This window comes from Mycobacterium sp. AT1, assembly GCF_002043095.1.
In the GTDB taxonomy this organism is placed as follows: Bacteria; Actinomycetota; Actinomycetes; order Mycobacteriales; family Mycobacteriaceae; genus Mycobacterium.
On sequence record NZ_MVOC01000008.1, the window covers coordinates 57396 to 83339 of the forward strand.

At 65.3% G+C, this 25944-nt stretch carries 24 protein-coding genes and 1 pseudogene; 6 read left to right on the forward strand and 19 right to left on the reverse strand.

What is annotated here, in order from left to right:
• Positions 1-118: 118 nt before the first annotated feature.
• The 4 genes from B1790_RS04135 to B1790_RS04150 are packed head-to-tail and all read left to right on the forward strand — an operon-like array spanning position 119 to position 3957.
• Positions 119-916: an SDR family NAD(P)-dependent oxidoreductase gene (locus tag B1790_RS04135; protein ID WP_079921936.1), complete on the forward strand. Its 798-nt coding sequence runs from the start codon at positions 119-121 to the stop codon at positions 914-916.
• Between the two features lie 41 nt (positions 917-957).
• A complete protein-coding gene (locus B1790_RS04140; RefSeq protein WP_079921937.1) occupies positions 958-1617 on the forward strand; it encodes a TetR/AcrR family transcriptional regulator in 660 nt (219 codons plus the stop codon).
• Positions 1618-1648: 31 nt separating this feature from the next.
• Positions 1649-2800 carry an acetyl-CoA C-acetyltransferase gene (locus B1790_RS04145; RefSeq protein WP_079921938.1) on the forward strand — a complete coding sequence of 384 codons (1152 nt, stop codon included), beginning with the start codon at positions 1649-1651 and terminating at the stop codon, positions 2798-2800.
• Between the two features lie 2 nt (positions 2801-2802).
• Complete coding sequence (locus B1790_RS04150) at positions 2803-3957, forward strand: acyl-CoA dehydrogenase family protein (protein WP_079921939.1); 1155 nt, start codon at positions 2803-2805, stop codon at positions 3955-3957.
• A gap of 38 nt (positions 3958-3995) precedes the next feature.
• On the opposite strand, the pseudogene B1790_RS04155 reads toward B1790_RS04150, so the two are convergent.
• The 17 genes and pseudogenes from B1790_RS04155 to B1790_RS04235 form a co-directional block, all read right to left on the reverse strand.
• Positions 3996-4481, reverse strand: a pseudogene (locus B1790_RS04155) (CAP domain-containing protein); the annotation flags it as partial.
• The gene (locus B1790_RS04160) at positions 4478-5314 is read right to left on the reverse strand and encodes a CoA ester lyase (RefSeq protein WP_079921941.1); all 837 of its coding nucleotides are present in this window, start codon (positions 5312-5314) and stop codon (positions 4478-4480) included. The pseudogene B1790_RS04155 and the gene B1790_RS04160, both read right to left, overlap by 4 nt.
• A 1-nt stretch (position 5315) precedes the next feature.
• Positions 5316-5588, reverse strand: coding sequence for a cytochrome C oxidase subunit IV family protein (locus B1790_RS04165; protein WP_079921942.1), 273 nt, complete (start codon positions 5586-5588; stop codon positions 5316-5318).
• Entirely contained in the window at positions 5585-6247 is a 663-nt protein-coding gene (locus B1790_RS04170) for a cytochrome c oxidase subunit 3 (RefSeq protein WP_079921943.1), read from the reverse strand. The genes B1790_RS04165 and B1790_RS04170 overlap by 4 nt, the downstream gene beginning before the upstream one ends.
• Entirely contained in the window at positions 6244-6960 is a 717-nt protein-coding gene (locus B1790_RS04175; RefSeq protein ID WP_198951908.1) for a hypothetical protein, read from the reverse strand. The genes B1790_RS04170 and B1790_RS04175 overlap by 4 nt, the downstream gene beginning before the upstream one ends.
• A 33-nt stretch (positions 6961-6993) precedes the next feature.
• A complete protein-coding gene (locus B1790_RS04180) occupies positions 6994-7857 on the reverse strand; it encodes an SDR family oxidoreductase (RefSeq protein ID WP_079921944.1) in 864 nt (287 codons plus the stop codon).
• Positions 7858-7925: 68 nt separating this feature from the next.
• On the reverse strand, positions 7926-9269 hold the full coding sequence (locus tag B1790_RS04185) for an aldehyde dehydrogenase family protein (RefSeq protein WP_233164934.1): 1344 nt from the start codon (positions 9267-9269) through the stop codon (positions 7926-7928).
• Positions 9270-9340: 71 nt separating this feature from the next.
• A complete protein-coding gene (locus B1790_RS04190) occupies positions 9341-10132 on the reverse strand; it encodes a coniferyl-alcohol dehydrogenase (protein WP_079921946.1) in 792 nt (263 codons plus the stop codon).
• 8 nt (positions 10133-10140) lie between these two features.
• Entirely contained in the window at positions 10141-11397 is a 1257-nt protein-coding gene (locus B1790_RS04195; RefSeq protein WP_079921947.1) for a cytochrome P450, read from the reverse strand.
• Positions 11394-12932 carry an acyl-CoA synthetase gene (locus B1790_RS04200; RefSeq protein WP_079921948.1) on the reverse strand — a complete coding sequence of 513 codons (1539 nt, stop codon included), beginning with the start codon at positions 12930-12932 and terminating at the stop codon, positions 11394-11396. The genes B1790_RS04195 and B1790_RS04200 overlap by 4 nt, the downstream gene beginning before the upstream one ends.
• 7 nt (positions 12933-12939) lie before the next feature.
• Entirely contained in the window at positions 12940-13344 is a 405-nt protein-coding gene (locus tag B1790_RS04205; protein ID WP_079921949.1) for an SCP2 sterol-binding domain-containing protein, read from the reverse strand.
• A gap of 182 nt (positions 13345-13526) precedes the next feature.
• Complete coding sequence (locus B1790_RS04210; RefSeq protein ID WP_079921950.1) at positions 13527-14843, reverse strand: NAD(P)/FAD-dependent oxidoreductase; 1317 nt, start codon at positions 14841-14843, stop codon at positions 13527-13529.
• A gap of 30 nt (positions 14844-14873) precedes the next feature.
• Complete coding sequence (locus B1790_RS04215) at positions 14874-16034, reverse strand: acyl-CoA dehydrogenase family protein (RefSeq protein WP_079921951.1); 1161 nt, start codon at positions 16032-16034, stop codon at positions 14874-14876.
• Positions 16035-16037: 3 nt separating this feature from the next.
• Positions 16038-17246: an enoyl-CoA hydratase-related protein gene (locus B1790_RS04220; protein ID WP_079921952.1), complete on the reverse strand. Its 1209-nt coding sequence runs from the start codon at positions 17244-17246 to the stop codon at positions 16038-16040.
• A gap of 1 nt (position 17247) precedes the next feature.
• Positions 17248-17727 carry a MaoC family dehydratase gene (locus B1790_RS04225; RefSeq protein WP_079921953.1) on the reverse strand — a complete coding sequence of 160 codons (480 nt, stop codon included), beginning with the start codon at positions 17725-17727 and terminating at the stop codon, positions 17248-17250.
• 13 nt (positions 17728-17740) lie between these two features.
• Complete coding sequence (locus tag B1790_RS04230) at positions 17741-18718, reverse strand: hypothetical protein (protein WP_079921954.1); 978 nt, start codon at positions 18716-18718, stop codon at positions 17741-17743.
• Positions 18715-19773, reverse strand: coding sequence for a phosphotransferase family protein (locus tag B1790_RS04235; protein ID WP_079921955.1), 1059 nt, complete (start codon positions 19771-19773; stop codon positions 18715-18717). The genes B1790_RS04230 and B1790_RS04235 overlap by 4 nt, the downstream gene beginning before the upstream one ends.
• A 155-nt stretch (positions 19774-19928) precedes the next feature.
• Here B1790_RS04235 and B1790_RS04240 point away from each other — a divergent pair, with 155 nt between their 5' ends.
• Entirely contained in the window at positions 19929-20981 is a 1053-nt protein-coding gene (locus B1790_RS04240) for an LLM class F420-dependent oxidoreductase (protein WP_079921956.1), read from the forward strand.
• On the opposite strand, the gene B1790_RS04245 is transcribed toward B1790_RS04240, so the two are convergent.
• Both B1790_RS04245 and B1790_RS04250 read right to left on the reverse strand, forming a co-directional pair.
• The gene (locus B1790_RS04245) at positions 20978-22684 is read right to left on the reverse strand and encodes a class I adenylate-forming enzyme family protein (RefSeq protein ID WP_233164926.1); all 1707 of its coding nucleotides are present in this window, start codon (positions 22682-22684) and stop codon (positions 20978-20980) included. The two genes, B1790_RS04240 and B1790_RS04245, sit on opposite strands and share 4 nt — an antisense overlap.
• 1 nt (position 22685) lies before the next feature.
• On the reverse strand, positions 22686-24317 hold the full coding sequence (locus B1790_RS04250; protein ID WP_079922008.1) for a class I adenylate-forming enzyme family protein: 1632 nt from the start codon (positions 24315-24317) through the stop codon (positions 22686-22688).
• Positions 24318-24547: 230 nt separating this feature from the next.
• On the opposite strand from B1790_RS04250, the gene B1790_RS04255 reads away from it, so the two are divergent.
• The gene (locus tag B1790_RS04255) at positions 24548-25921 is read left to right on the forward strand and encodes an NAD(P)/FAD-dependent oxidoreductase (protein WP_079921958.1); all 1374 of its coding nucleotides are present in this window, start codon (positions 24548-24550) and stop codon (positions 25919-25921) included.
• Positions 25922-25944 lie beyond the last annotated feature (23 nt).

A 25944-nucleotide genomic window follows, 5' to 3' on the forward strand; every position in this document is an offset into this window, starting at 1 on the left:
TGTCAAGGTCGCGTCGATGCCGCGATACCGCTCACCCAGTTTCTAATTTGCGTTAAAGTACGAGTTGGCGGACGTGCCCTGGCAAGCGGGCACTGCCGCGTCACCAGATGGGAGACCAATGGACCTCGGACTGACCAACGCCCGTGTCGTCGTCACGGGAGGAGCGTCCAACATCGGGCGTGGCATCGTGCACCAGTTCGCCGCGGAGGGTGCGCGAATCGTGATCAGCGACATCGACGGGCCCCAGGCAGAGAAGGTCAGGGGTGAAGCTCTCGAGCGGGGGGCCGCCGCCGTCGAGTTGGCGATCGCCGACCTCACCGGTCCCGATGGGGCGGATCAGGCCATCGGCAGGGCGGTCGACACCTGGGGTGGCGTCGACGTCCTGGTCAACAATGCCGGGTGGTCGGTCCCGGGTTTCATCGCCACCGATACCGACCGAACCAAGTGGCAGCGGACCATCGAGGTCAACTTCTTCTCGGCGGTGGCGGCCACTCAGGCTGCCCTTGGCCCGATGAAGGACGCCGGTAGCGGATCCATCGTGTTCATCGCCAGCGATGCGGCATTCGGCCAGATCCGGCAGGGCATCTACGGCGCCTCGAAGGCGGCAATGGTGGCACTCGCCAGAACCACCGCGCGCGAGCACGGCCGCCACGGCATCCGGTCCAACGTGGTCTGCCCAGGACTCGTCATGCCCGACGGCCCCGATGCCATCGGCGCAAGTAGCCTGTGGTCGGTCGGCGAGGACGAGGTGTTCAACCCCAAGCAGATCGAGTTCATGCTCAAGGACACCCCGACGCGCAGCCTCACCACCGCCGATGACGTCGGTCGCGCCGTGCTGTGGTTCAGCTCGCCGGTAGCCGCCCGTCAGGTGACCGGCCAGCTGATCTCGGTCAGCGGCGGGTACACCATGCCGTGACGCAATCACTCTGCCGGCCACCCATTCGTGACGGCCCATAGATGAGCACGGCAGAGCCGACCGGGACCAAGTACGACCGGACGCGAACCCGGATCCTCGACGCCGCGGCTCACCTGTTGAGCCGCAAGGGTTATGCCGGCACCCGACTATCCGACGTCGCCGAACGTGCCGGAATCCAGACGCCCGCGATCTACTACTACTTCACCTCGCGCGACGACCTGATCGAAGAAGTGATGGCGTGCGGCCTTGCCGACATGCGCAACCACCTCACCGAAGCGCTCGCTGCGCTGCCGCCGGGAACTCCCGCCATCGAAAGGATCGTGGTCGCGGCCGAAGCACATCTGCGGCACGAGCTCCAACTCTCCGACTACACAACGGCTTCCATTCGCAACCACGGCCAGGTGCCGGCACAGGTGAGAGTGCGAGCCGACGAGGAGGGCGACAACTACGGCGCAGTGTGGCGCCAACTCTTCGACGACGCAGCACGGGCTGGTGAACTACGGACCGACGTCGACGCCCGGGTCGCCCAGATGCTGGTGATGGGTGCACTCAACTGGACCGCGGAGTGGTGGGACTCCAGCAGCCGTGTTGCCCTCGACGCCATCGTCGACACCGCGCAGAAGTTCATCAGGAGCGCCCTCTTGCCCGTCGCCCAAGGCGGCAATGCGCCGAAGATCAATCAAGATCACACCCCGCACTAGACCATTTTCAAATCTGTGTTAAATTACGGGCATGCCTGAAGCCTTCATCGTTGACGCCGTCCGCACCGCAGTGGGTAAGAGAAACGGCGGATTCGCCGCCGAACACCCGGCAGACATGGCGGCCCACGTCATCAAGACCGTCGTCGGACGCCACGACGTAGATCCCGCCGCCATCGACGACGTCATCCTTGGTTGTCTCGACAACATCGGCTCCCAGGCCGGTGACATCGCTCGCACCGCCGCCTTGGCCGCGGGGCTACCAGAATCGGTGCCCGGCGTCACGATCGACCGGCAGTGTGGATCTGCCCAGCAGGCCGTGCACTTCGCGGCCCAGGCCGTCATGAGTGGCACCTCGGACCTCATCGTGGCCGGCGGCGTTCAGAAGATGAGCCAGTACCCCATCTTGAGTGCATTCGCCGCAGGCGAACCGTTCGGCAGCACGGATCCCTGGACGAATTGCCGCGGATGGGCGGAACGCTACGGCGACCAGGAGATCTCCCAGTTCCGCGGCGCCGAGATGATCGCCAGCCAGTGGAACCTGAGCCGAGAAGACAACGAGCGGTTCGCCTTCGAGAGCCACCAGCGGGCACTCGCAGCCATCGCCAACGGACACTTCGAACGCGAAATCTCGCCGTACGCCGGAATTTCCGTCGACGAGGGCCCGCGTGCCAACACCTCCCTTGAGAAGATGGCCACCCTGGCCACCCTCACCGAGGACGGTGTGTTGACCGCTGCCGTCGCCAGCCAGATCTCCGATGGCGCCGCTGCCCTGCTGATCGCCTCGCAGGACGCGGTCGACCGATTCGGCCTCACTCCCCGTGCCCGGATCCACCACATGTCGGTGCGCGGCGCCGACCCGGTGATGATGCTGTCGGCTCCGATCCCCGCGACCCAGCATGCACTCAAGCGCGCTGGCATGTCGATCGACGACATCGACGCCGTGGAGATCAACGAGGCCTTTGCGCCCGTCGTGCTGGCCTGGCTCGCCGAACTCGGCGCCGACCCCAAGCGGGTCAACCCCAACGGCGGCGCCATCGCCCTTGGCCACCCGATCGGCTGCACCGGCGCCCGCCTGATGACCTCGCTGCTGCACGAGCTCGAACGCACCGGCGGCCGGTACGGCCTGCAGACCATGTGCGAGGGCGGCGGACAGGCCAATGTCACCATCATCGAACGGCTCTGAGTGTGAAGCGCGCGCTCTACGAAGCCGATCACGAGGCCTATCGCGAGACGGTGCGGGAGTTCCTGGCCCGCGAAGTCGAGCCCCACAAGGACGAGTGGGACCGCCAGCATTGGATCGACCGGGAGGTCTTCGCAAGGGCAGCCAAGGCGGGCATCTACGCCCTGCAGGTCGACGAGGCCTATGGCGGCGCCGGGGAATCGGACTATCGCTACCGGATGATCGTCTGCGAGGAAGTCTCTCGGATCAACGCCCTGTCCTTCGGGCTGACGGTCAGCCTGCAGGACGATCTCGTGTTGCACTATCTGCTCGACCTCACCAACGACGAGCAGAAGCAGCGCTGGCTGCCAAGTTTTGCATCCGGTGAAATCATCGGCGCGCTGGCGATGACCGAGCCCGGCACGGGAAGCGACCTGCGCGGTATTCGCACGACTGCCAGACGGGACGGCGACGACTGGATCGTCAACGGCCAGAAGACGTTCATCTCCAGCGGCATCATGTCCGACGTCGTCGTCGTGGCGGCGCGCACTGGTAACGAGGGCGGCTCAGGGGATCTCAGCCTCTTCGTGGTCGAGCGGGACACCCCAGGGTTCGAACGTGGTCGTCAGCTGGAGAAGATCGGTCTGCCTGCGCAGGACACCTCGGAGTTGTTCTTCAACGATGCCGTCGTACCGGCGAAGAACATGCTGGGCGAGGAAGGCCGTGGGTTGCAATACCTGATGAGCCACCTCCCCCGCGAGCGCCTCGGCGTATCTGCGAAGGCAATCGCGACCACACGGGCGATCTTCGAGATCACCGCCGAGTACTGTCGCCAGCGCAACGCATTCGGCAAGCCGCTGACGGCCAATCAGCACATCCGGTTCGAACTCGCCGACATGGCCACCGAGATCGACATCGCCGAGGCGTACGTCGACAAGTCGGTGCTGGCCTACAACGCAGGCGAATTGACCGCTACCGATGCGGCGAAGGGCAAGTGGTTCGTCAGTGAACTGCAGAAGCGCGTCATCGACCGGTGCCTCCAGCTGCACGGTGGTTACGGCTACATGTCCGAATACGCGGTGGCACGTGCCTACGTCGACACCCGGATCCAGACGATCTACGGCGGCACGACCGAGATCATGAAGGAAATCATCGGACGCGAAATCGCGTCGAAGTCTTGAGTTTTCGCGGGCAGCCGGCCTGAGCGGATCGCTCAGGCCGGCTGTCCGTAGACCGCGACGACGACGGTCCGATCGAATGAGTTCTCCGACCACACCCCGATTGCGGTGTTCGCGCAGTCCTGCATGATGGCCATGTAGGCCGGGTTGTAGTACCACTGATTGATCAGTTCGATGCCGCTGATGGCCAGGGCGGGATTGATCGCAACGGTCTCGGCGACCTTGCCGTGAAAGCCTGCAGCGTTGGCCCGATCCTGCGGTGACGTGCCGTCGGAGCCGAGGTCGCCGTCGAGGCTCCGGTTGTTGAGCACGTCGTTCGTGTGCCACTGGGCCGCCAGCTGCAGTTGGGGGTTGACCTTGAGATCCGTCGTACAGCCGGCTTGGTGCTGGATCGTGTAGACGTTCTGGGCCACGGCGTTGTTGAGCCGCTTGTTGTCCGCGTTGGCGGGTGGCGCGGTGGCCAGCACGACCGAGGTCGCCAGGAATGCCGCGCTCAGCGCCAGTCGCTCGACCCGTGGTCGTGTCATTGGTTCTGCCCTTTCGTTGGCAATTCGGGGTGGTGCGCGTCGTGGCGTTCGATCAGTCGGCGGGCCCGCTCCAGCACGGGAGCGTCGACCATGTGTCCGTCCACCCGTGACGCGCCGGTCGACGATCCGTCCAGCACGGTGCGCGCCCAGCGTAGCTGCGCGGCACTCGGCATGAACGCGGAATTGACCGGTTCGACATGAACGGGATGGATGCACAGCTTGCCCGTGAAGCCAAGGCGCGCCGCGTATTCGGCGTCGAGTCGGGCGGGCTCTCCGCTCGTCACATCCGTCGTCACGCCGTCCAGCGGCGGTGCGATGCCTGCCGCAACCGAGGCCATGACGAGGACCGATCGCGCGTGCAGGAGGGCTTCGCGATCGTCTGCCTCCACCCCGACTTCGGTGCTGAAGTCGATGCTGCCGAAGGCAAGCCGAACGACCTGGGGTGATTCGCAAATCGACGACGCCTGAATGACGCCCGCGGCAGTTTCGACGAGGGCCAGTACCCGGATCTGGTCACCGAGAGCGTCGACGACGGCCGCGACCCCCTCGGCCGACGCCTTTGGGAGCATCACGACGCACGACGAGCCGCGAAGCGCCGCTATGTCTTTCGTGAACCACGGAGTGTCGACCGCATTGATGCGGACCGCGGCGGGTAGCCCGCCCGCCAGCCATTCGACGACATGGGAACGCGCGGCGTCCTTCTCGGACGGGGCCACTGCGTCTTCCAGATCGAGGATGACGCCGTCGGAACCAGATGCCACGGCCTTCGCGAATCGATCGGGTCGATCCCCCGGCACGAACAACAGCGTGCGCGCACCGGTGAACGCGTCCACGTCAGACCACCACCATCGCAGTCGCCGCAACGGCGAACACGACGACCCAGGCGAAGAACACCGTCCGAAGGAGAATCGGTGCGGCCCGCAGCTCCATGAAGTCTGCGCCGATGAAGGCGATCTTCACGAAGGCAATCAGGATGGTGAGTGTCGCCGCAAGTTCGAATCCGCCACCGAGCCAACCCGATCCGCTGCCCAGCCACCAGGTGATGCACGTCGCGAGGACGAGGCCGGCGAACACTCTGCCGACCCGGTCGCGCACGATGGCGGTCATTCGGCACTCACCAGGTACGCGATGGCGAAGATCGCCACCCACAGCAGATCGACCATGTGCCAGTAGGACGCGGTCCCCTCGACGACCCGCTGTGTAGCACTCCACGCTCGCCGACGTCGGCACATCAGCTGCCAGGCCCCGAGTAGCGCGGTCCCGATGACGACGTGCAGCAGGTGCAATCCAGTCAGGATGAAGTAGAAGGTGAAGAACTGCCCCGTCGCCGGTGTATGTCCCGCGGATATCTCGGCGTAGTACTCGACTGCCTTCAACCCGGCGAAGACGGCTGCACAGGCCATCGCTCCGGCGATCAATCGTCGGGCAACGACGTGCCGGTCCGCGCGGTGGGCGAACAGGGCTCGAACCACCAGATAGGAACTCAGCAGCAAGACGAGTGTGTTGACCGCGCCAATGGGTTGAATCAACTGGTGGGATGCATCTTTGAAGCCGTCGACGTCGGCTCGACGGTCCCACAGGAAGGCAAGCAGGATCGCCGCAAAGATCGTCATGTCGCCGAACAGGAATATCCACAGCCCGGCCTCGCCAGGAATGTGACCCTGGCTCGTGGTCGCCGCTCGGGCCGGCGCTCGGGTGATGTCGTCGGCTGCGCCACCAAGGAATTCGGGCAGCTCGGACTCGGCTCGAGGACTCGGCTGCGTCATGTCGCATTCACCGGAGCCGGCGACTCGTCCAGATCCGAGTACTCCTCGATGACCGCCTTGCGCAGCATGACACCCATGACGACGAGGAAGACGGCGTACGTGGTGAGCGCCAGCCAGAAGATGAAGATGCCCCGCCACGCGAAGGGACCGCTGTGGAAGAAGAAGGCCAACGGGTCGGGCAGGAACGAGAACGCGATCCAGAAGTTGACGTAGCCCACCCAGCGAGGCAGCGTCCGCCGTTCGTCGTTGAGGATCGCGACGCCGATCGCGACGTTCTGAATGATGAAGGGCGCGATCGGCGTGATGAACATCAGCCACGCGATGTCGTTGAGGGTCACCGTCAACTCCGGGCTGCGGTCCGGCCGGAACCCAATCACGGCCATCAACAACATCGGAAGAAGCAACAGCACGCCGGTCGCGGCCCCGGTGATCAACTGCAGGAACGTGAGGATGGGCGTCCGCCCCTCCATGCGCACCATGTGCACGCCGATCAGCGCGACCAGTGGGAACACCAGACAAATCCCCACCGAGGCGATCGACATTCCAACGAGAACCCGGGATTGGCTATAGAAGTCGACGACCTCCTGCGTCGAACTGTCCGGGCCCAGTGGAATGGGCAGTACGCCGGCTACGAGCCAACCGATCAACGCGATCACCACGGTGGCCGGGCCGGACCAGGCGCACAGCGACAAGATCCGCTTAGTCAACGTCACTCCTACGATCGTGGATGTCGGTGAACCGTCCAATCAGCCGACGGGGTTTCTACCCATCTCGACGTTCGACAGATCGGAGATCTCGGACCACCGCTCGGTCAGTTCGTCGACGGTCGGCGGCTCGGCGAACGACACGCCCTTGTTCTGGAACTGGGCCACGCGTTGGATGTTTCCGCCGCCGACGACGTACACACTGCCCGAATCGGTGCACTGTTCACTCAGGAGGTAACCCACGACCGGCGCCACCTGCGCCGCAGGCAGCTTCTCGAGCAGTTCCGGCGGGGCGATGTCGGTGGTCATCCGGGTGGCTGCCATCGGCGCAACGGCATTCGCGAGGATCCCGTACTTCGCGCCCTCGATGGCCAGGGTGTTGATCAACCCGACCAGTCCGAGCTTCGCCGCACCGTAGTTGGCCTGGCCGAAGTTGCCGAACAGGCCGCTGGTCGAGGTCGCCATGACGATCCGGCCGAACTTCTTCTCGCGCAGATGCGGCCAGGCCGCCCGGGTGACGTAGTAGCCGCCGTAGAGATGAACCTTGAGAACCGCGTCCCAGTTCTCCACGCTCATCTTGTGGAATGCACCGTCGCGCAGGATGCCGGCGTTGTTGACGATGCCGTCCACCGTTCCGAACTCGGCAACCGCGGCGTCGACCAACGCCTGCGCTCCAGCCTCGGTCGCGATGTTGTCGTAGTTGGCCAGCGCCTTGCCACCGCGCTGACGAATCTCCTCGACGACGGTGTCCGCCATGGCCTGACCCGACCCGGATCCGTCGCGGGCTCCTCCAAGATCGTTGACGACGACCTGCGCGCCCTCATCGGCGGCCAGCAGCGCGTATTCCCGGCCCAAACCACCGCCCGCGCCGGTGATGATGACGACCCTGCCGTTCAGCCCTGCCATGTATTCGTCCTCTTCATTCTTGATTCGGTGAAAGCTGTTGATGGGTAATGTGTTCGATCGATCAGGGGCTAGAACATCTTCCGCATGATCTTGATGGCTCCGTTGGTGTACGGCGGATACACCAACCGGGGATCGGGCCAGGTGGTCTTCGACAACACCGCGCGCCGGTGACTCAGTGCCTCGAAACCCCAGCGGCCGTGATAGGCGCCCATGCCGCTTGCGCCCACGCCACCGAAGGGTAATTGCGGGACCAGGCAATGCATCGCCACGTGGTTCACCACCGCGCCCCCGGACGGAATCGTGTCGATCAGTCTCTTCGCCCGCTGACGAGACGCCGTGAAGACGTATAGCGCCAAGGGTTTCGGCCGGCGATTGACGAAATCCACGGCGGCATCAATGGATTCGATGGTGATGACCGGCAGAATGGGTCCGAAGATCTCATCCGCCATCACCGGGTCCGCGGCTGACGGGTCGAGGATCACGGTGGGCTCGATCGTCAGCGCTTCGCGCGAGTAGCGACCTCCGGCGACGATCGCACCGGTGGTCGTATCGATCAACGAGGTCAACCGATCGAACTGGCGGGCGTTGACGATTCGCATCCCGGCGGTGTCCTCGGCCCGGAAGACCGTGACGTTGGCGACGATCTTGTCGGTCAGCTCCTTGGCGATCGAGCGTTCCGCCAGCACGTAGTCCGGCGCGATGCAGGTCTGACCGGAGTTCAGCAGCTTGACCCACGCGATACGGCGCGCGGCGACGTCCAGATCCGCATCGGCGGCCACGATCACCGGGCTCTTGCCACCGAGTTCCAGGGTGACCGGCGTCAACGTCGGCGCCGCTGCCGCCATGATCTTCTTGCCGATCTCGGTGCCACCGGTGAAGAGCGCGTGATCGAAGCCCTGCGCCAGCAGGTCCTGGGTCGTCTGGCCGTCACCCTCGACGACGCGGATTGCCTCGCCATCCAGATATTGCGGCACCAGCCGGGCCAGCAGCGCGGAGGTGGCCGGTGCCAGTTCAGACGGCTTGATCACGACACAGTTTCCCGCAGCTACCGCGGCGACCAGGGGGCCGAGGCTCAGGTAGAGCGGGTAGTTCCACGGCCCGATGACCAGGACGACACCGAGTGGGTCGTACTGCACCCAACTGCGACCCGGCAACTGGGCCAACGGAAGCGACTGCCGACGCGGCCGCATCCATGACTTCAGGTGCTTGCGGGCGAAGGTGGCTTCACCCTTGGTCGAGGCGATGTCACCGAGCCAGGCCTCGACGGCCGGCCGGCCTAGATCGGCGAGCAGCGCCGCGGCGATCTCGGATTCCCTTTCGTCACAGAGCCGTTCGATGCCCTCGAGCTGAGCCAGCCGCCAACTCACCTCTCGGGTGCGCCCGGTGTTGAAGACCTGGCGCAGCGAGGACAGCTCGAAGGCGTCAGGCGCCGAAGTGGTCGGCGTCGCATGCTCGGAGGCGGCCTGAATCGACACGTCGACCCTCAGATCTCTGGCGCGGGAACGACGCCGGAAAGAACGGCACCGCTGATCCCGCCGTCGACGATGAGCGCGTGGCCATTGATCCACCGTGCCTCATCGGAGGCAAGGAACAGCACGGCCGAGGCGATGTCGTCCGGAGTCGCATGTCGACCGAGGAGTTCCTTCACCCCGTCGAGATTGTCCTTGCCCATCGATTCCTCGAAGTCCGCCAGGATCGGGGTCTCGACAGGACCGGGCAGCACCGCATTGATGCGAAGCCCCATTTCGACGACGGCCAGGCCCATCGTCATGGTGTAGACAGTGGTGACCTCCTTCGAGAAGTTGTAGGCGTTGCCCTGCTGTGGGTTGGCCTTGAACCAGGCCGCGCCCTCTTCGAAGGTGTCGGTGGCGAGCAGGTCGCGGATGGTCTCCAGCCGAGCCGGCCAGCCGAAACCCGCTGTGGAGGAGACGATCACGATCGAACCGCCGGGGTTGAGCCGTTCGAAGAAGGCCTCCGCGAGGTGACGAACGGCGAGGGTGTTGACCGCGAGCACCAGATCCGACGGGGCCGTGCCGGGGATGCCCGCGACGTTCAGGAGCCCGTCGAATTGGCCATCGAGTTGTTCCAGCGCAGCGTCGATGCTTTGGGGATTGGCCAGGTCGACCTCGACGTGACCTGTCACGGAGGCCGTGGGGGTGTTGCGGTCCAGCGACACCACGTCGGCACCGGCGTCGAGGAGGCGGATGGCCACGGCATGGCCGATGCCGGAGGCGGCGCCGGTCACCACGAAGCGTTTGCCTTGAAAGTCAGTCATCGTTACTCCTAATCGAGGGTGTACGGCAGGGACTTCACGGCGCGCACGAAGTTGCCGACGAGATACTCGGGCTCGCCCACCCGGAGATTCGGCGCCCGGAAGATCAGTTCGCGGTAGAACGCCTCCAACTGCATCTTGGCCAAGAAGCTGCCCATGCAGAAGTGTGGGCCGCCTCCACCGAAACCCAAGTGATTGTTCGGCTTTCGGCGTATGTCAAAGGTGTGCGGATCTGTGAACACCCGATCATCGCGGTTGGCCGAGGCGTACATCATCATCACCCACTCGCCCTCCTTGATCTCCTGACCGCGCATCTCCGTGTCCTGCGTCGCGGTCCGGCGGAAGGTCATCACCGGGGTCACCCAACGCACGAATTCCTCCATGGCGGGCTTGATGTGTCCGTCATAGTCTGCCACCAGCAAGTCCCGCTGGTCGGGAAACTGTTGCAGCGCATGGGTTGCCAAGCTGATCGTATTGCGAGTGGTGTCGTTGCCGGCCACTGACAGCAGCACGAAGAAGGCCCCAAGCTCCTCGTCGGTGAGCTTGCGGCCGTCGACTTCGGCCTGCACCAGCTGCGACATCAGATCCGACGTCGGATGCGAACGCCGCAACTCCGCCAGTTCGAGACCGGCCGTGAGGAGGCCGACCAGCGAATCGCTGAGAACCTCACCTGATTCCCGTCCGGCGGCGACGTCCTCGTCGGCCCACGACACCATGCCGTCGGCGTTGTGTGCTGCGTCCTCCCGCATGTCCTCGGGCAGGCCCATCATCTCGTAGATGGTCCACATCGGTAGCCGCTTGGACACCTGCTGGACGAAGTCGCCGTCCTTGGTCTGCAACAGTTCGTCGACGATCGTGGCGGCCTGATTCTTGATCTGATCCTGAATCTTGGCGACCTGCCGCGGGGTGAACACCGAACTGATCAGCTTGCGCAGGCTCGCATGGTTGGAGCCGTCCATGCCGAGGAAGGATTCGGCCGCCTCCAGCATCTCCTCCGGCACCGCTTCGCTTTGAACGCCCTTGCCCGAGCAGAACAGCTCGGGGTGCTTGCTCACGTACGAGATGTCCTCGTGGCGCGTCACCACCCAGATGCCGTCGATCTCGGGTGCCATCAGGGCACCGGCCAGTGGCGGGTGCCAGCTCAGTGGGCGCTCGTCCCGCAGAATCTTGAACGACTTCTCGCGATCCTCGGCGGTGCCGGCCCAGAAGCTCAGCGGCGAGATGCTGACCGGATCGTACGAGCGGGCAGCAGCTAGTCCAGCGGTCATCGTCCTACCTCCACGTATCGTTCCTGCAATGTGCGTTTGACGAGCTTCCCGGTGGCCGACCGGGGCAGTTCGTCGACGAAGTCGACCGAGCGCGGCGCCTTGAAGCGGGCCAGCCGCTCCCGGACGTAATCGATGATCTCGGTGGCCAGCTCCTCGGACGGTGACTGACCGTCGCGAAGCGCGACGACGGCCTTCACCTCTTGGCCCATCTCGGGATGAGGGACACCGATCACTGCGACGTCGTAGATCTGGGGGTGCATCGCCAGCACGTTCTCGACCTCCTGCGGGTAGATGTTCACACCCCCGGAGATGATCATGAACGCCTTGCGGTCGGTGAGGAAGAGGTAGCCGTCCTCGTCGAGGTAGCCGATGTCTCCGACGGTGGCCCAGTTGTCGTGCGTGGGATGTCTTGACTCAGAGGTCTTCTCGGGATCGTTGTGGTAGTCGAACGCTGGTTCGTCCCGCTCGAAGTAGATGACGCCGGGCTGGCCGGTGGGCTGTTCGACGCCGTCGTCGTCACAGATGTGGACGATGCCGATCGCAGCCTTGCCCACCGATCCCCGCTTGTCGAGCCACTCTTGCGTGCTGATCAGCGTGACGCCGTGGCCTTCGGTGGCCCCGTAGTACTCGGCGAGAATCGGCCCCCACCAATCGATCATCGCGTCCTTGACGTCCGGCGGGCAGGGCGCCGCCGCGTGCACCGCGAGCCGCAGCGACGACGTGTCGTAGGACGCGCGGGTCTCCTCGGGAAGCTGCAGCAGGCGCACGAACATGGTGGGCACCATCTGCAACGCGGTCACCTGGTATTCCTCGATCGCGGCAAGGGAACCCTCGGCGTCGAACCGATCCATCACCACGACCGTGCCACCCAGCGCCTGCACGGCCGCGCACCACTTCAACGGCGCCGCATGGTAGACCGGGGCCGGCGACAGATAGACGTCATCGGCGGTGAATCCGAAGCCGTGCTTCAACAGCGCGGTCACGCTCTCGCCGGGCTCGTCTACCTGGATCGGCAGCAGCCGCGGCTTGATGCCCTTGGGCCTGCCGGTCGTGCCCGACGAGTACAGCATCTCCGATCCTCGAGGCTGATCGGTGAGACGCGGGCCTGCCTGCGCCAGCAGCTCGGTGTAGGACTCGTATCCGTCGATCGCGCCACCGAAGGCGTACCAGTGCTCGACCTGAGGTACCAGTCCGGCGACCTCGACGCCAAGCGACGCAACCCCCGCGGAGGCCAGGACGACCTGCGCCCCACTGTCAGACACGATGTACGCGGCCTCGGCCGGCGACAGGTGCCAGTTCGCGAAGGTGACGTAGAGGCCGGACCGTACTGCGGCCCAATATATTTCGAAGGACTCCGGCACATTGTCCGACAGAACGGCGATGACATCGCCTGCCTTCAAGCCCAGCTGCCGCAGAGCGGCGGCCAGGCGGGCCGAGTTCTCGTCCAGCTGACCGTAGGTCACCGTCGAGCCCGAAGTTGCCATGATGACCGCCGGACGTTCAGGGGCGGTGGCGGCGTGCGTTCCTGGATACATTGTTCGACTAGACGATCAGGTCGTCGCGGCCGTCGTCCTTGAGCCGCTGGACATAGTCGCCGTAGAGCTTCTTGCCGAGCGGTGCCAGCTTGAGCAAACTCGCCACGTTGCCGTCGACCTTGATCTTGCGCTTGGCCATGGCCATCGGCAGGTTGACCTTGCCCTGCCAGTAGGCGTTGCCGACATCGGCCGTCATCGACATGGTGGCCGATGGCGCTGGCGAGCCCGGGCCGCCCGCACTGACCGCCTTGTTGGACATGTCGATGACGACCTGAGCCTCGGGATCGGTGAAGTCGAACGCCACGACCAGGCCGGTGTCGACCAACTTCGGGCCGATCTCCGGATCCCCGAAGGCGTTTTCGAAGATGCCACCGATGTACTTGGTGACTTCTTCAGAGTTGTTGAACCCCATTGTTCCCTCTCCGTAGCGACGCTAGTCCGAAACTTACTTCGGATTAAAAAATATAGTACGTATGGGCTTCGACACAGTCAACATTCGAAGTCGCCCACGACACCGTCGAGCTCGACGGGCGACGGCGCCGTCGGCAAACTGCCGGCGGCGCCGTCGTCACGGGCTGCTGTGCGAGAGGCGGGCTAGCTGCTCCTGGTCAACGAGAACGTGGCGGCGATCTCCTCGACGACCAGTTGCGCCGTCTCTGCGCAGGCCGTCGTTCCACCGTTGGCGTACTCCTTGACGGCGTCGCCGACGTTCCACAGCCCCTCGAAGGGCGTATCGCGGGGCAGGTCGAAGCCTGCCACCGCACGCTGGGGCGGCCAGCCGTCCCGCGTGATCGCGACGTTGAGGATCTTCGCGCGCGCATCGAAGCCGTCAATGGTGTCCCGGAGATCCTGCATGAGCAGTTCCGTCTCGGCCGCTTCGTCGAAGTCGCCGACGGACGGCTTGGGCACCGAGGTGCCGACGTAGAGGTGCCAGCCCTCGGGCGCCATCTCCGGGCAGATGTCGGTGAAGTTCGCGATGTAGGCCACCCGGCGTGACTTGGCGAAGCTCAGCATTCCCGGTGCCTCGATCAGGCGCTCCTGGCTTGCGAAGTTCACGGAGATCATCGCGGTCGGACGATCGCCCCTGCGCACGAGCTCCCGGTAATCCTCGGGGACGTCGTCGGCTCCGATCAATCCCACGGTCGCCGATGGCCCGACGTCGCTGACGACGATCGGAGCAGTGATGTCGACCGTCGTACCGTCACGGTCGACTTGGACGCCGGTCACCTTGTTGCCGTCGACGACGATCTTCGTCACCTCAGTCGACAGCCAGACCTCACCGCCCTTGGCCGTCACCACATTCGCCAGTCCCCGCCAGATGCCAATCGTGCCCTCGGGGTGGAAACCGAAGCGCTTGAAGGCACTCTTGCGGGTGAAGTAGGTCAGGAACACCCTGGCCGGCAGGTCTTCGGAGCCCACCGCGAAGACCGAAGCACACATGTTTCTGAAGATCCCATGCACGCCTTCGTTCTTCGTGAACTTCGATACCCACTCCGCGGTGGTCAGCTCGTCCTCGGGCAGCCCGTCATCCGAGCGGGCCGCGCCGATGCCCTTGACCAGCTTCGCGCCTTGGCGGGTGAGCTTGCCGAGGAGGAGTCCCCAGCCGCCACCGGTGACGTCGACGTCCTTGCCGCCGATCCGATACAGGATCGGTGGGCTGGGTTCCCTGATCTCGAAGGGTGCGCCGACCTCTTCACAGGTCTGCTGGGTGATGCCGCCGACCTCGATGACGATGGCCCCGTTGTTCACCTTGAATCCGTCGATGTCGTCGGTCGACGCGCGACCACCTACCTTGTCGAGGCGCTCGACCACCAGCGTTCGGTAGCCACGGTGGGCGAGGCGGGCAGCGGTGAACAATCCGCCTGCGCCGGCTCCGATGACGATGGCGTCGAACTCTCGTTGTTCAGTCACCTTGTTCTCCTATGCTTTTCGAGTCTTTGGTCAGTACGAGCGCGGCAGGCCCAGCGAGGTCTGGGCGACGAAGTTGAGCACCATCTCCCGGCTCACCGGGGCGGTCCGCATGAGGCGGGTGATGAACCACAGCTCCGAGAGGCCGTATTCGTGCGCCAGCCCGTTGCCGCCATGGGTCTGGATGGCCTGGTCGAGCGCCTGCAGCGACGCCTCCGACGCGGCGAACTTGGCAATGTTGGCGGCCTCGGCGGCTGATTCGCCGGCATCGAAGAGTTCGGCACTGCGCATGGTGGCCATCCGGCCGAGTTCCACCGCTATGTGCGCTTCGGCCAAGGGGTGAGCGATGCCCTGATGGGCGCCGATCGGGGTGGACCACACCTGGCGTTGCTTGGCGTATTCGGCGGCCTTGGCGATCGCGAACCGTCCGACACCGCTGCAGATTGCGCCGACCAGGATTCGCTCGGGGTTCAGACCCGAGAACACCTGCTTGAGCCCTTGGCCCGCACTGCCAATGAGCGCATCCTCCCCGACCTCCACCTCGTCGAGGAACACCGTGAACTGCTTGTCGGGCGAGACGATGGAGGTCTCGATCTCCTGAATGGTCAGACCGGGGCTGTTGGTCGGGACCACGAACAGCGACAGCGCGCTCTTCTCGGGCGTGGAGTGATCGGCATCCTTGGTGACCAACAGAACCGCGTCAGCCTGGTCGATGGCCGAGATGTAGTACTTCGACCCGGAGATCTTCCACCCGGTGTCCGTGCGCCGTGCAGTGGTCGAGACCCGGTGACTGTTGGATCCGGCGTCGGGCTCGGTCAGTCCGAAGGCCATCTTGCGCGATCCATCGGCGATGCTTGGCAGCCACTCCCGCTTCATCGCCTCAGAAGCGTGATGAGCCAGGATGCTGCCGCATATCGCCGGTGAGATCACCCAGATGAGCATGGGCATCCCGTTGGCGGCCAGCTCCTCGACGACGACGACGGCCTCGGCCATGCCGCCGCCACCACCGCCGTACTCCTCCGGCAGGTGCACACCCAGCAGGCCCGAGGCCCCCAGGTCCTTCCAGAGCTCTTCGATGCCTTGTCCACTGCGGCCGCGCTCGAGGAAGTACTCCTGCCCGTACCGGGACACGATCCCCGCCACGCTCTCGCGAATTGCCTTGTGCTCCTCGGTGTCTGCGACGAGATTCGACACGTTCTACCTTCCTTCGAACTGTGGGGTTTGCCGTGCGATGAAGCTCGCAACGGCGTCAGTGGCGTCGACGGTGTCGCCGGTGGCCTTGATGCCTTCGGATTCGGCAAGCAATTGCTGGGACAGGTCGTTGTTCCAACTGTCCCGCAGCAGCGCCCGCATCCGGCCGAAGGCCCGGGTCGGCCCCTGCGCAAGCGATCCGGCCAGCGCCGCCGCGCGCTCGCGCAGTTCCGCAGGCGGCACGATTTCGCTGATCATGCCCCACTCCAACGCCTCCTCGGCAGTGATGGGGCGGTTCTGGAGGTAGGCGCGCGCGGCACGCGCAGGTCCGATCAGGCGGGGCAGGTGCCAAGTTCCACCACCGTCGCCGGAGAGCCCGATGGCGGCGAAGGCCGTGACGAACTTCGTCCCCTCGGCTGCCAGCACGATGTCAGCCGCATACGCATATCCGATACCTCCGCCGGCGACCGACCCGTGCGCGGCCGTCACGATCGGCGCGTCGATCCGGCTGAGGATCCTGAAGGCTTCGTGGAACGGGTTCGTCATGCGTACCAACAGGTCTCCGTATTCCGCAGGCGGAGTCTCACGGAAGTACGCAATATCACCACCAACCGTCAACGACGGACCATTGCCACAGATCAAGACGGCCCGGACTGTCGGGTCGGTAGCGATCCTGCGGGCGACGACGAGGGTCTCCTGCGCCATCTGCATGTCGATGGCGTTGCGGGCGTCGGGCCGATTCAGGCACATCGTGGCGACGCCGTCGGTGACCGAATAATCGATGCGCTGCAGCGGCGCACCGTCACCGAGCGCCTCGATCCAGGCTGCGGTGTCGGTGAGTTGCCGCAACGAGGTGATGCGTCCCGCCGCGTCGAACGTCAGCACATGGGTGAATTCGGCATCCAGTGGCCGGCCGGATCGCCGTGCGCTACCCCGGTAGTGGCCCGCCACCAGCAGACCGCCGTCGCCGAGGACGCGATATTCGTCGGGCTGCGCCTCGACCGCGAAGTGCTTGCCGATCTTCCACCAGAGGTTGCGCTGCATGGCTTCCCGGCCGCGATGCTCGCCGCCCATGCCAAGCGGCAGCCCTTCGGCGGCATGTCCGACGAAGTCGTCACTGAGCAGTTCGGCGAGCCGGTCGCGGTCACCCGCCGCCAGCGCCCGGTAGAGGGCCTCGGCGGTGGACGTCGCGTCGCTGCGCATGTCGACGGTCATGTCAGGCGAGGTACCTGATGATGGACTCGATGACCGCGGCAGGCTTGGCCGACCCCTCGACTTCGATCGTCGTGGTGAAGGTCGCCTGCACTCCCCCGTCGAGCTTGACGATGTCGGTGATCGTGGCCGCCGCGCGCAACCGAGATCCCACCGGCACCGGGCTGATGAATCGAACCTTGTTGAAGCCGTAGTTGATTGCCATCTTGACGTTGTCGACCCGGTATAGGTCGTGCATGAAGTGCGGCAGCAGCGACAGCGTGAGGAGACCGTGCGCGATGGTGCGGCCGTAGGGGCCGTCGGCCGCCCGCTCGGGATCCACGTGAATCCACTGGTGATCATCGGTGGCCTCGGCGAACTGGTCGATCCTGGGCTGATCCACGACGAGCCAGCCGGTCGGGCCCAGTTCGGCGCCCTCGGCAGCGGCGAATGCGGCGAGGTCGCCGAACACCGTGGCCTGGTCGTGCACGTCGTTGACACTCATCTTCTGTTTCTCCTTACACCCGTAGGCCAACGAGCTGGCCATGGTGGACTTGGTCTAGGTATTCCGACATTCCGTGCAGCACCGAGCCGTCCTCGGCGGTCCATACCGTCGCTGCCTCGGCGATCCTGGTGGCGTTGCGCCCGCCGTCGTCGTCGTGGCGTCGATGGCGGAGGGGAACCACGGCGTCCACCTCGCCGCGAAACGTCCATGTCCGCCCTGCCGCTTCCAGCGCGACCTCGACCGAGCTGGGATGGGCCTCGCCGTCACGCACGGTGGTGACGGCGACGCGGTTGCAGACGTGTAATTGCGTTCCGTCCCAGAGGAAACCGCCCGTGCGATCGGTGCCGTCGGCGTCGCCGAAGTAGGCGCCCATGAATCCCAGCCCCATCGCAGATCCGTGCACCCACCGGTAGAAGAAGGGCGCCTGCCAGGAGCGCGGGCCCCAGGAGTGATCGCGGAGTCCGAAGCCGGACACGTCAGTGGCGATGTCGCCCACCCGCACCGAGCCACTGACCGTCGTCAACTGCTCGTAGTGGTTCGGGGCGAAGGACTCCCCGTCCCCGTCGAACGTCTCGGAGTAGGGCGGCGCCGCGGCGCGCAGGTCGAGCGTCACGGCGCACTCCCTCACCGGGGAGTTCGCGAGCGCGGGCTTGGGATCACTCAGCGCGGACGGGTCCGACAGCAGGTTGACCGACCCGTCGAAGGTGACGCGCACGTGCTCGAACGGCTCGAGGACGTCGACTCGGAGTCCACCGCCGTGAAAGGACCCGTCGGCTTCTGCCGACGGCCTCGCGAAGCCGAATGCCACTGAGCCGTCGGGCAGGTAGAGGCAGACGGTCCGCTCGCCTCGACCTTCGTTGGGCCGCTTGGCAAGTCGAAGGAATCCACCCAGTCCAGCGATCGGGTCGTGGAACTGGAAGTACATCGATTCGTTCCAGTTGGACTCGGGACCGACGTCGTGGATGCCGTCGTCACTCGCGCTGAGGTTCACGTCGCCGCCTGCAGGTTGGATGCCGCGGCGTCGAGGAGCACCGCGATCGTGTGGTCGAGTTCATCGAGGTCGAGGTCGCCATGGGTCCCCAACGAGCCCGACGAACGCCGAACTGCGACACCCTGGAGGAGCGTGGCAGCCCGCCATTGGGTGAACCCCCGATAGAAACCGATGCGATCGACGTTGAATCCGGTGATTCCCCGGTAGACGTCGATCAGCTCGGCTCGAGCTGGGAAGTCCCCGGCCCGGGTGGGACTCGGCATCGAGATCGCCGGCTCGTCTGGCTGACGCCAATCATCCAGCAGCCACGCGAGATCGGCGAGCGGATCGCCGAGGGTGCTGAGTTCCCAGTCGAGCACCGCCGTGATGTCGGCCCCCTGAACTAGCAGGTTGGACAGTCGGAAGTCGCCATGGATGAGAACCAGGGGCGGTGCCGGAGGAAGGGTCGCATCGAGTTGGGTTCGAACGTTGTGCCACACCTGGTCGTGGGCGCTGCGCCGGCCCGTGTGATCCCACGACGCCGATAGCCGTCGGATCTGCCGCCCGACGTATGACGTCTGACTGGCTCGCGCAAGATCCGTCAGGCCAACCGCTGCCGGATCGATCGTATGCAGCCGAGCAAGCGTCTCGATGACGCGCAGCCCAAGGCCGCGACGCTGCTCGGGGCTGAGCGCTGCGGCGTCGGCCTCACTCTCCAACGGCGCGCCGGCAACCCGTTCCATCACGAAGAAGCCGGCGCCCCCGGGGGTCACCCCCGTGCCGACGACACGGGGTACGGGAATCCCACTGTTGGCCAGCTGATCCACGATGCGCGCCTCGCGGACGACGTCGTGCGTCGACTGCGCCCTAGGACCCGGCGGCGGTTCGCGTAACACCCATTCGCGATCGCTCTCGTCGGTGACCACCGTGGTGATGTTCGATTGTCCGAACCCCACCCGCGCGATGCGGACCTCGCCTGCCACGGGTTCGCCCTGTGCCCGCAGCCACGCGGCAAGTACGTCCGGCTGGTCGCACACGAGCACCGTCGACGGGTGTTGCGCCCCTGCTGTCGACACCGGACACCCTCCATCGATCGCTGCGCTGAAACACGTATTTAATTCAGATTAAATCATGCCGCGTAGGTTCTCAAGCGCACTATAGGCATCGGTTCCGGAACCCCACTTATTTCGTGTTAGATTCTGCACCCGGCAGACGCGACGTAGGAGCAGACATGAAGATCGGCATGCCCATCAGTTACGCCGGTGACTTTCGCGAGACGATCGCGAACCTCCGCGACTTCGAGAGCGTCGGACTCGATCGAGTCATGGTGCCCGAGGCCTACGGTTTCGACGCCGTGACTCAACTGGGGTTCGCCGCCGCGACGACCGACCGGGTCGAGCTGGCCTTCGGAATCCTCCCCATGTTCTCCCGCAGCCCCACCAATCTGGCGATGACCGCGGCCGGTTTGGACTACGTCAGCAACGGCAGGTGCATCCTCGGACTGGGCGCATCCGGTCCCCAGGTCGTCGAGGGGTTCCACGGCATCAAGTACGACGCCCCGCTGGGACGGGCCCGCGAGCACGTCGACATCTGCCGCAAGATCTGGCGCCGCGACAAGACCGAGTACCACGGACGGCACTACCACCTTCCGCTGACCGAGGATGACGGCGGCAGCGGGCTGGGCAAGCCGCTGCGCATGATGAACAAGCCTCTGCGCGAACGGATTCCCATGCTCTTGGCGGCCATCGGGCCCAAGAACGTGGCCTTGGCCGCCGAGATCTTCGACGAGTGGCAACCCTTTCTCTTCCATCCCGAACTCGCCGAGCGCGCCTTCGGTGACGCGCTGGCCGCCGGCCGCGCCAAGCGCGACCCGGAACTCGGCGATCTCGGCATCGCCGTCCAGACCTTCCTCCTCGTCACCGACGACGCGGATGTCCGGGCGGCCGCACTCGAGGGAGTACGCAACCACGTCGCGCTCTACGTAGGCGGCATGGGAGCCAAGGGCACGAACTTCTACAACACCCTCTTCGCCCGCTATGGCTACGCAGATGAGGCCGAGGCGATCCAAGCGTCGTACCTTCGAGGCGACAAGGCTGAGGCGGCCGCTGCGGTGCCAGACGACTTCGTCCGCTCGATTGCCCTCATCGGTTCGGTCGAGCACGTCCAGGCACGGCTGTCCGCCTACCGTGCCGCCGGAGTGACCTGCCTCGTCGCCGAGCCGCTGGCGAAGACGCACGCGGAGCGCGTCGATCACGTGGCCCGTCTAAAAGACCTCGCGGGCTAACTCGTCACCAGCTCGACGAGCTTGAACTTCTGCACCTTGCCCGTCGGGGTCTTCGGCAGATCGTCGGCGTCGACGAAGACGACCCGTTTGGGCACCTTGAACTTGGCAAGGTTTGCCCGGCACAGCGCCACGACGTCGGCCTCGGTCAAGGTTGCTCCCGGCGCGAGAACAACTACTGCACAGCCGATCTCACCCCATCGATCGTCGACCAGACCGATGGCGAACACCTGACTGATGTCGTCGTGGCGAGCGAGGAGGTCTTCGATCTCTCGAGGCATTACCAGCTCGCCGCCGCTCTTGTAGAGCTCCTTGCTGCGGCCCGTGATGCGCAGGTACCCATCGGATCCCACCGTCCCAAGGTCACCGGAGTGCAGCCACTCGCCGCGCAACGCAGCCGCGGTCTGCTCGGGTCGATTCCAGAAGCCGAGCATGACGGTCGGCCCACGCGAGACCAACTCGCCTTCCTCCCCCACCGGCAGATCCGCGCCCGTCACCGGGTCAACGGTCTTGTACACGACGAGGGCATCGGATCCCGGAATGGACGCCGCCCCTGCCATCTTCGGCCGTCCCGCGGTCTCGGTGGTCAGATGCAGGGGATCCTCGGGGCGGGTAAGCGTCATCGCCCCGCCACATTCGGTCATTCCGTACCCGGTGACGATCTCGTGGACGCCGAACTCCTCGGCGATGCGCGGCCACAGCCACCCGGGGGCGGGTGCGGACCCACATAGCAGGGCGGTGAGCGTTGACAGGTCGAACGACGACCTCGCCGGACTCTCCACCATGGCGACGGCCATCGTCGGCACGCACAGCATGTCCGTGGCACGGTGCCGTTCGATGCTCGCGAAGTACCACTCGGGGCGAAACGCGGTGAGCGGGATGATGGCTCCGCCGACGTAGAGCACCGCGAGGAGCCCCTCCACGTAACCGAACATGTGATAGCACGGCAGCGAGAACAGGACCCGCCGCCCATCGCCGAAGGCACGCGTCAGCGCGGAGGCGTACGCGGTTCGCAGTACGGCGTCGTGCGTGGTGATCACCCCCTTGGGGGTGCCGGTGGTCCCGCTGGTGTACAGCATGTCGGCGGGATCGTCCGGCGACGCGTGGCCGGTGACGCCAAGGCCCTGGTGCCGAGCTCCAAGCGCTGCCAGGTCGGCAACGGATCGAACCCCGGGGCGAGTACGTCCATCGGTGTCGAGGACCACGACGTGTCGCAACTCGGGCACTGCGTCGTCGGACCCGTGCGGGCGATCCTCGAAACCGGGTCGGTCCCACCCGGACGCGAACCCGTCCAGCATGCCCTGGTAGTCGAGGCCGTCGAATCCCGTCATGGTCACGAGAACCCGGCATCCCGAATCGGCCAGCACATAGGCGAGTTCGTCTTGTCGATAGAGGAAGTTGAACGGTACGGCGATGGCCCCCGCCCGCGAGATCGCGAACTTGAGAGTCACGAACTCCGGGTGATTCGCCATGACCAATCCGACACGATCTCCCCGCTCGATCCCGAGTTGGCGCAATCCCGCTGCGAGACGCTGAGATTCGTACGCCACGTCGCGGTAGGTCAGGGTTACGTCGTCGCCGATCACCAATGGCTGACTACCGTATTGCCGTGCGCAGGAGTCGAGGCGCCCGTGCAGCGTCGTGGGCCTCCAGCGAGAGAATGCCTCCCGCAGCGCGCGACGTCTCTCGTCGATGGTGCCTGGCACGTCAGAGCTCCTGCAGATCGCCAGCGGCGATGGCGTCGCGCACGGCGAACTTGCGCACCTTGCCCGTCGGGGTCGTCGGGAAGGCATCGGTGACGAACCACCGGGCAGGCACCTTGAACGGTGCCAGCCGCTGGGCGAGGTAGTCGACGACGTCGTCCTTGACGAACTGCGGCAACTGGTCGTCAACCCGAATCACGGCGGCGACGATCTCGCCCCACCGGTCGTCGGGTAGCCCGACGACGGCGGCGTCGAGGACGGCGTCATGGCCGACGAGGGTCATCTCGATCTCGGTCGGCGAGATGTTCTCCCCGCCGCGGATGATCAGGTCCTTGAGACGACCGGTGACGCGTAAGTATCCCCGCTCGTCGAGGGCGCCCAGATCTCCGGTATGCACGAAGCCATCGGCATCCACCGCACGGGCCGTCGCATCGGGGTCGTGAAGGTATTGCAGGAACTGCTGGTACCCCCGCGCGCAGATCTCACCCGGCTCACCGATGGGCACCGTTTCGCCGGATTCTGGATCGACGATCTTGCACTCGACCCTCGGCAGCGGCCTGCCCACGGTGCTGAGCTGGTCCTCACGCGAATCCGAAGGCCTGGTTGCCGCAAGCACGGGAGCAAGCTCCGTTTGTCCGAACAGGTTCAACACCGATGCGCCGAAGACCCGCTCGGCAGCCTCGATCATCGTGGCGGGCACATTCGACGCGCCCCCCATGATCACCTTCAGACGCGGCGCCGGGGCGGGCTGGCTCCGCTGACATTCCAAGAGCGCGCCGAGGATCGCCGGTACGTAGAACAGCACGGAAACCCGTTCGCGCAGAATCGCTTCGAGCACGGGGGCAGGCCGGAAGCGTTCGACGAGGACAACCGTTCCGCCGATCCACAGCGGGCCGAGAGTCGCGATGACGCAGCCGGCGGTGTGGAACATCGGCAGCGGGTTCAGGCACACCGATCCTGGCTCCACTTCCGCGACTTCCAGCGTCAGCTTGGCGACGTTGACCAGGGACCGGTGCTTCAACAGGACGCCCTTGGGTCGACCCGTCGTGCCCGAGGTGTACTGCAGCATCACCGCGTCGTCGGCATCGGTCGGCGCACTGTCCAGGACGGTGGGGCTCGCCTGGGCGGTCTGCCACCGATCCCGTTCCGAGAGAGAGATGCAGACGAGCCCGTCCAGGCCGGGCGCCACGCCTGCCACGACCGCAGCCAAGTCGTCGTCGCGGTTGGTGTCGGCATGAATGAGCACGGTGGTGCGGGAGTGCGCGAGGGCGTAGTGCAACTCTTCGGCCCGCAGTGCAGGGTTGAGCGCGACGAGCACCATGCCCGCGAGCGCCGCACCGTACTGAATGATCGTCCATTCCAACACGTTTGGAGCCCACAGGGCCACATAGCTGCCACGGTCGGCCAGTGCGCTCAGGGCCGTCGCGACCCGCGCCGCTTCGTCGTAGAGCTGCGCGTAGGTGAGGCGGCCGGAAGAGCCGTCGTGACGGACCCCGACGACCGCGACGTGGTCGGCATGAGTCTGCGCCCGCCGAGCCAACAGTTGACCAACGGTGAGGTCGATCAGCTCCGCGCTCTGATCCTCCGGCACATGGGCGTACCGCAGACCCGTTCCGCCCCCTGATAAGACTGCCATCGTGTTCTCCTCGTCGGCCGGATCGCCTAGACGCACCTCACACACGGTAGATGAATCTTGGTTAGAAACGAAGCCGCGTGCTCACCACATAGGCGGGAATCACCACTACAGAGCGATATAACTCCATATCTTCTTGAATTATTTTGGATGAGAAAATTCAAGATTGATTTGTTGACGCTTGTCAGAATTCCCTGTTACCGTGACCGCAGTCACACCATCCAGGGAGAGTCATGCACGCCACACCCAAGACCGCCATCATCGGGGCGGGCATCAGCGGCCTCACCTCCGCCAAGAACCTCGCCGACGCCGGCATCGAATACGACTGTTTCGAATCTTCTGACCGCATCGGCGGCAACTGGGCGTTCCGCAATCCCAACGGCCACTCCAGCGCCTACCGGTCACTGCACATCGATACCTCGCGGGACTGCTTGTCCTTCAAAGACTTTCCGATGAACGATGATCTCCCCGACTTCCCGCATCACACCCAGATCAAGTCCTATCTCGACGACTATGCCGACGCCTTCGGCCTGCTATCGCACATCCAGTTCGAGAATCCGGTCCGGCATGCGCGACGGCTCGACGGCGGTGGCTGGGAACTGCGCACCGGGGACGGACAGATCCGACGGTATGACGCCCTGGTGGTTGCCAACGGCCACCACTGGGACCCACGCACCGCGGTCTTCCCCGGTGAGTTCACCGGGGAGAGCATTCACGCGCACGCTTACATCGATCCCACCGAACCGCTGGACCTGCGCGGAAAGCGCATCGTGGTGGTCGGCATCGGAAACTCGGCCGCCGACCTGGTCTCCGAACTATCGCAGAAGTCCTGGCAGAACACCGTCTATCTGTCGACCCGTTCGGGTGCCTGGATCGTGCCCAAGTACATCTTTGGCAAGACCGCCGACAAGATCGCGCGCACCCTGCCGGTCATTCCGCTGTCGTGGCAGCGGCGCGCCATGCGACCCGTCCCCCGCCTGCTCTTCGGCAATCCCGAGGACTACGGCCTGCCGACACCGAACCACAACTTCCTCGAAGCCCACCCAACCCAATCCGCAGAGTTGCTTATGCGCCTCGGCGCTGGCGACGCCACGGCCAAGCCGAATATCGACCGATTCGACGGCAGCACAGTGCACTTCGTCGACGGCTCGGCGATCGAGGCTGACGTGGTGATCTACGCGACGGGGTACAACATCACCTTCCCGTTCTTCGACGAGGACTTCCTGTCCGCGCCAGACAACCACCTGCCGCTCTACAAGCGCATGCTCTCCCCTGGCCTCGACGACCTGATCTTCGCGGGCTTCGCGCAGGCGGTGCCCACCCTGTTCCCGTTCGTGGAGTGCCAGGCCCGGCTCACGGCCGCCTATCTGGCCGGCACCTACCGTCCACCGTCGGAGAAGGAGATGCACCGCACGATCGCGGCCGATCAACGAAAATACGTCGGCCACTTCGCCGACAAACCCCGGCACACCCAGCAGGTGGACTACTACGACTACGAGCGAGACATGCGCAAGCGCGAACTCCCCGCGGGGCGGCGCCGGGTGGAGAAGTTCGGTCCGGTGGTCTTGGCCGGGCGCGCCGAACGGGCCGGTGCCGGTGTCAGCTGAGGTGGTGGCCGGCGCACGCTGGC

Excerpts from the sequence above, each read along its gene's own strand:
- B1790_RS04135 (WP_079921936.1), top strand. The coding sequence starts at position 119 with ATGGACCTCGGACTGACCAACGCCCGTGTCGTCGTCACGGGAGGAGCG.
- B1790_RS04140 (WP_079921937.1), top strand. The coding sequence starts at position 958 with ATGAGCACGGCAGAGCCGACCGGGACCAAGTACGACCGGACGCGAACC.
- B1790_RS04145 (WP_079921938.1), top strand. The coding sequence starts at position 1,649 with ATGCCTGAAGCCTTCATCGTTGACGCCGTCCGCACCGCAGTGGGTAAG.
- B1790_RS04165 (WP_079921942.1), bottom strand. The coding sequence starts at position 5,588 with ATGACCGCCATCGTGCGCGACCGGGTCGGCAGAGTGTTCGCCGGCCTC.
- B1790_RS04170 (WP_079921943.1), bottom strand. The coding sequence starts at position 6,247 with ATGACGCAGCCGAGTCCTCGAGCCGAGTCCGAGCTGCCCGAATTCCTT.
- B1790_RS04180 (WP_079921944.1), bottom strand. The coding sequence starts at position 7,857 with ATGGCAGGGCTGAACGGCAGGGTCGTCATCATCACCGGCGCGGGCGGT.
- B1790_RS04190 (WP_079921946.1), bottom strand. The coding sequence starts at position 10,132 with ATGACTGACTTTCAAGGCAAACGCTTCGTGGTGACCGGCGCCGCCTCC.
- B1790_RS04195 (WP_079921947.1), bottom strand. The coding sequence starts at position 11,397 with ATGACCGCTGGACTAGCTGCTGCCCGCTCGTACGATCCGGTCAGCATC.
- B1790_RS04200 (WP_079921948.1), bottom strand. The coding sequence starts at position 12,932 with ATGTATCCAGGAACGCACGCCGCCACCGCCCCTGAACGTCCGGCGGTC.
- B1790_RS04205 (WP_079921949.1), bottom strand. The coding sequence starts at position 13,344 with ATGGGGTTCAACAACTCTGAAGAAGTCACCAAGTACATCGGTGGCATC.
- B1790_RS04220 (WP_079921952.1), bottom strand. The coding sequence starts at position 17,246 with ATGACCGTCGACATGCGCAGCGACGCGACGTCCACCGCCGAGGCCCTC.
- B1790_RS04225 (WP_079921953.1), bottom strand. The coding sequence starts at position 17,727 with ATGAGTGTCAACGACGTGCACGACCAGGCCACGGTGTTCGGCGACCTC.
- B1790_RS04240 (WP_079921956.1), top strand. The coding sequence starts at position 19,929 with ATGAAGATCGGCATGCCCATCAGTTACGCCGGTGACTTTCGCGAGACG.
- B1790_RS04250 (WP_079922008.1), bottom strand. The coding sequence starts at position 24,317 with ATGGCAGTCTTATCAGGGGGCGGAACGGGTCTGCGGTACGCCCATGTG.
- B1790_RS04255 (WP_079921958.1), top strand. The coding sequence starts at position 24,548 with ATGCACGCCACACCCAAGACCGCCATCATCGGGGCGGGCATCAGCGGC.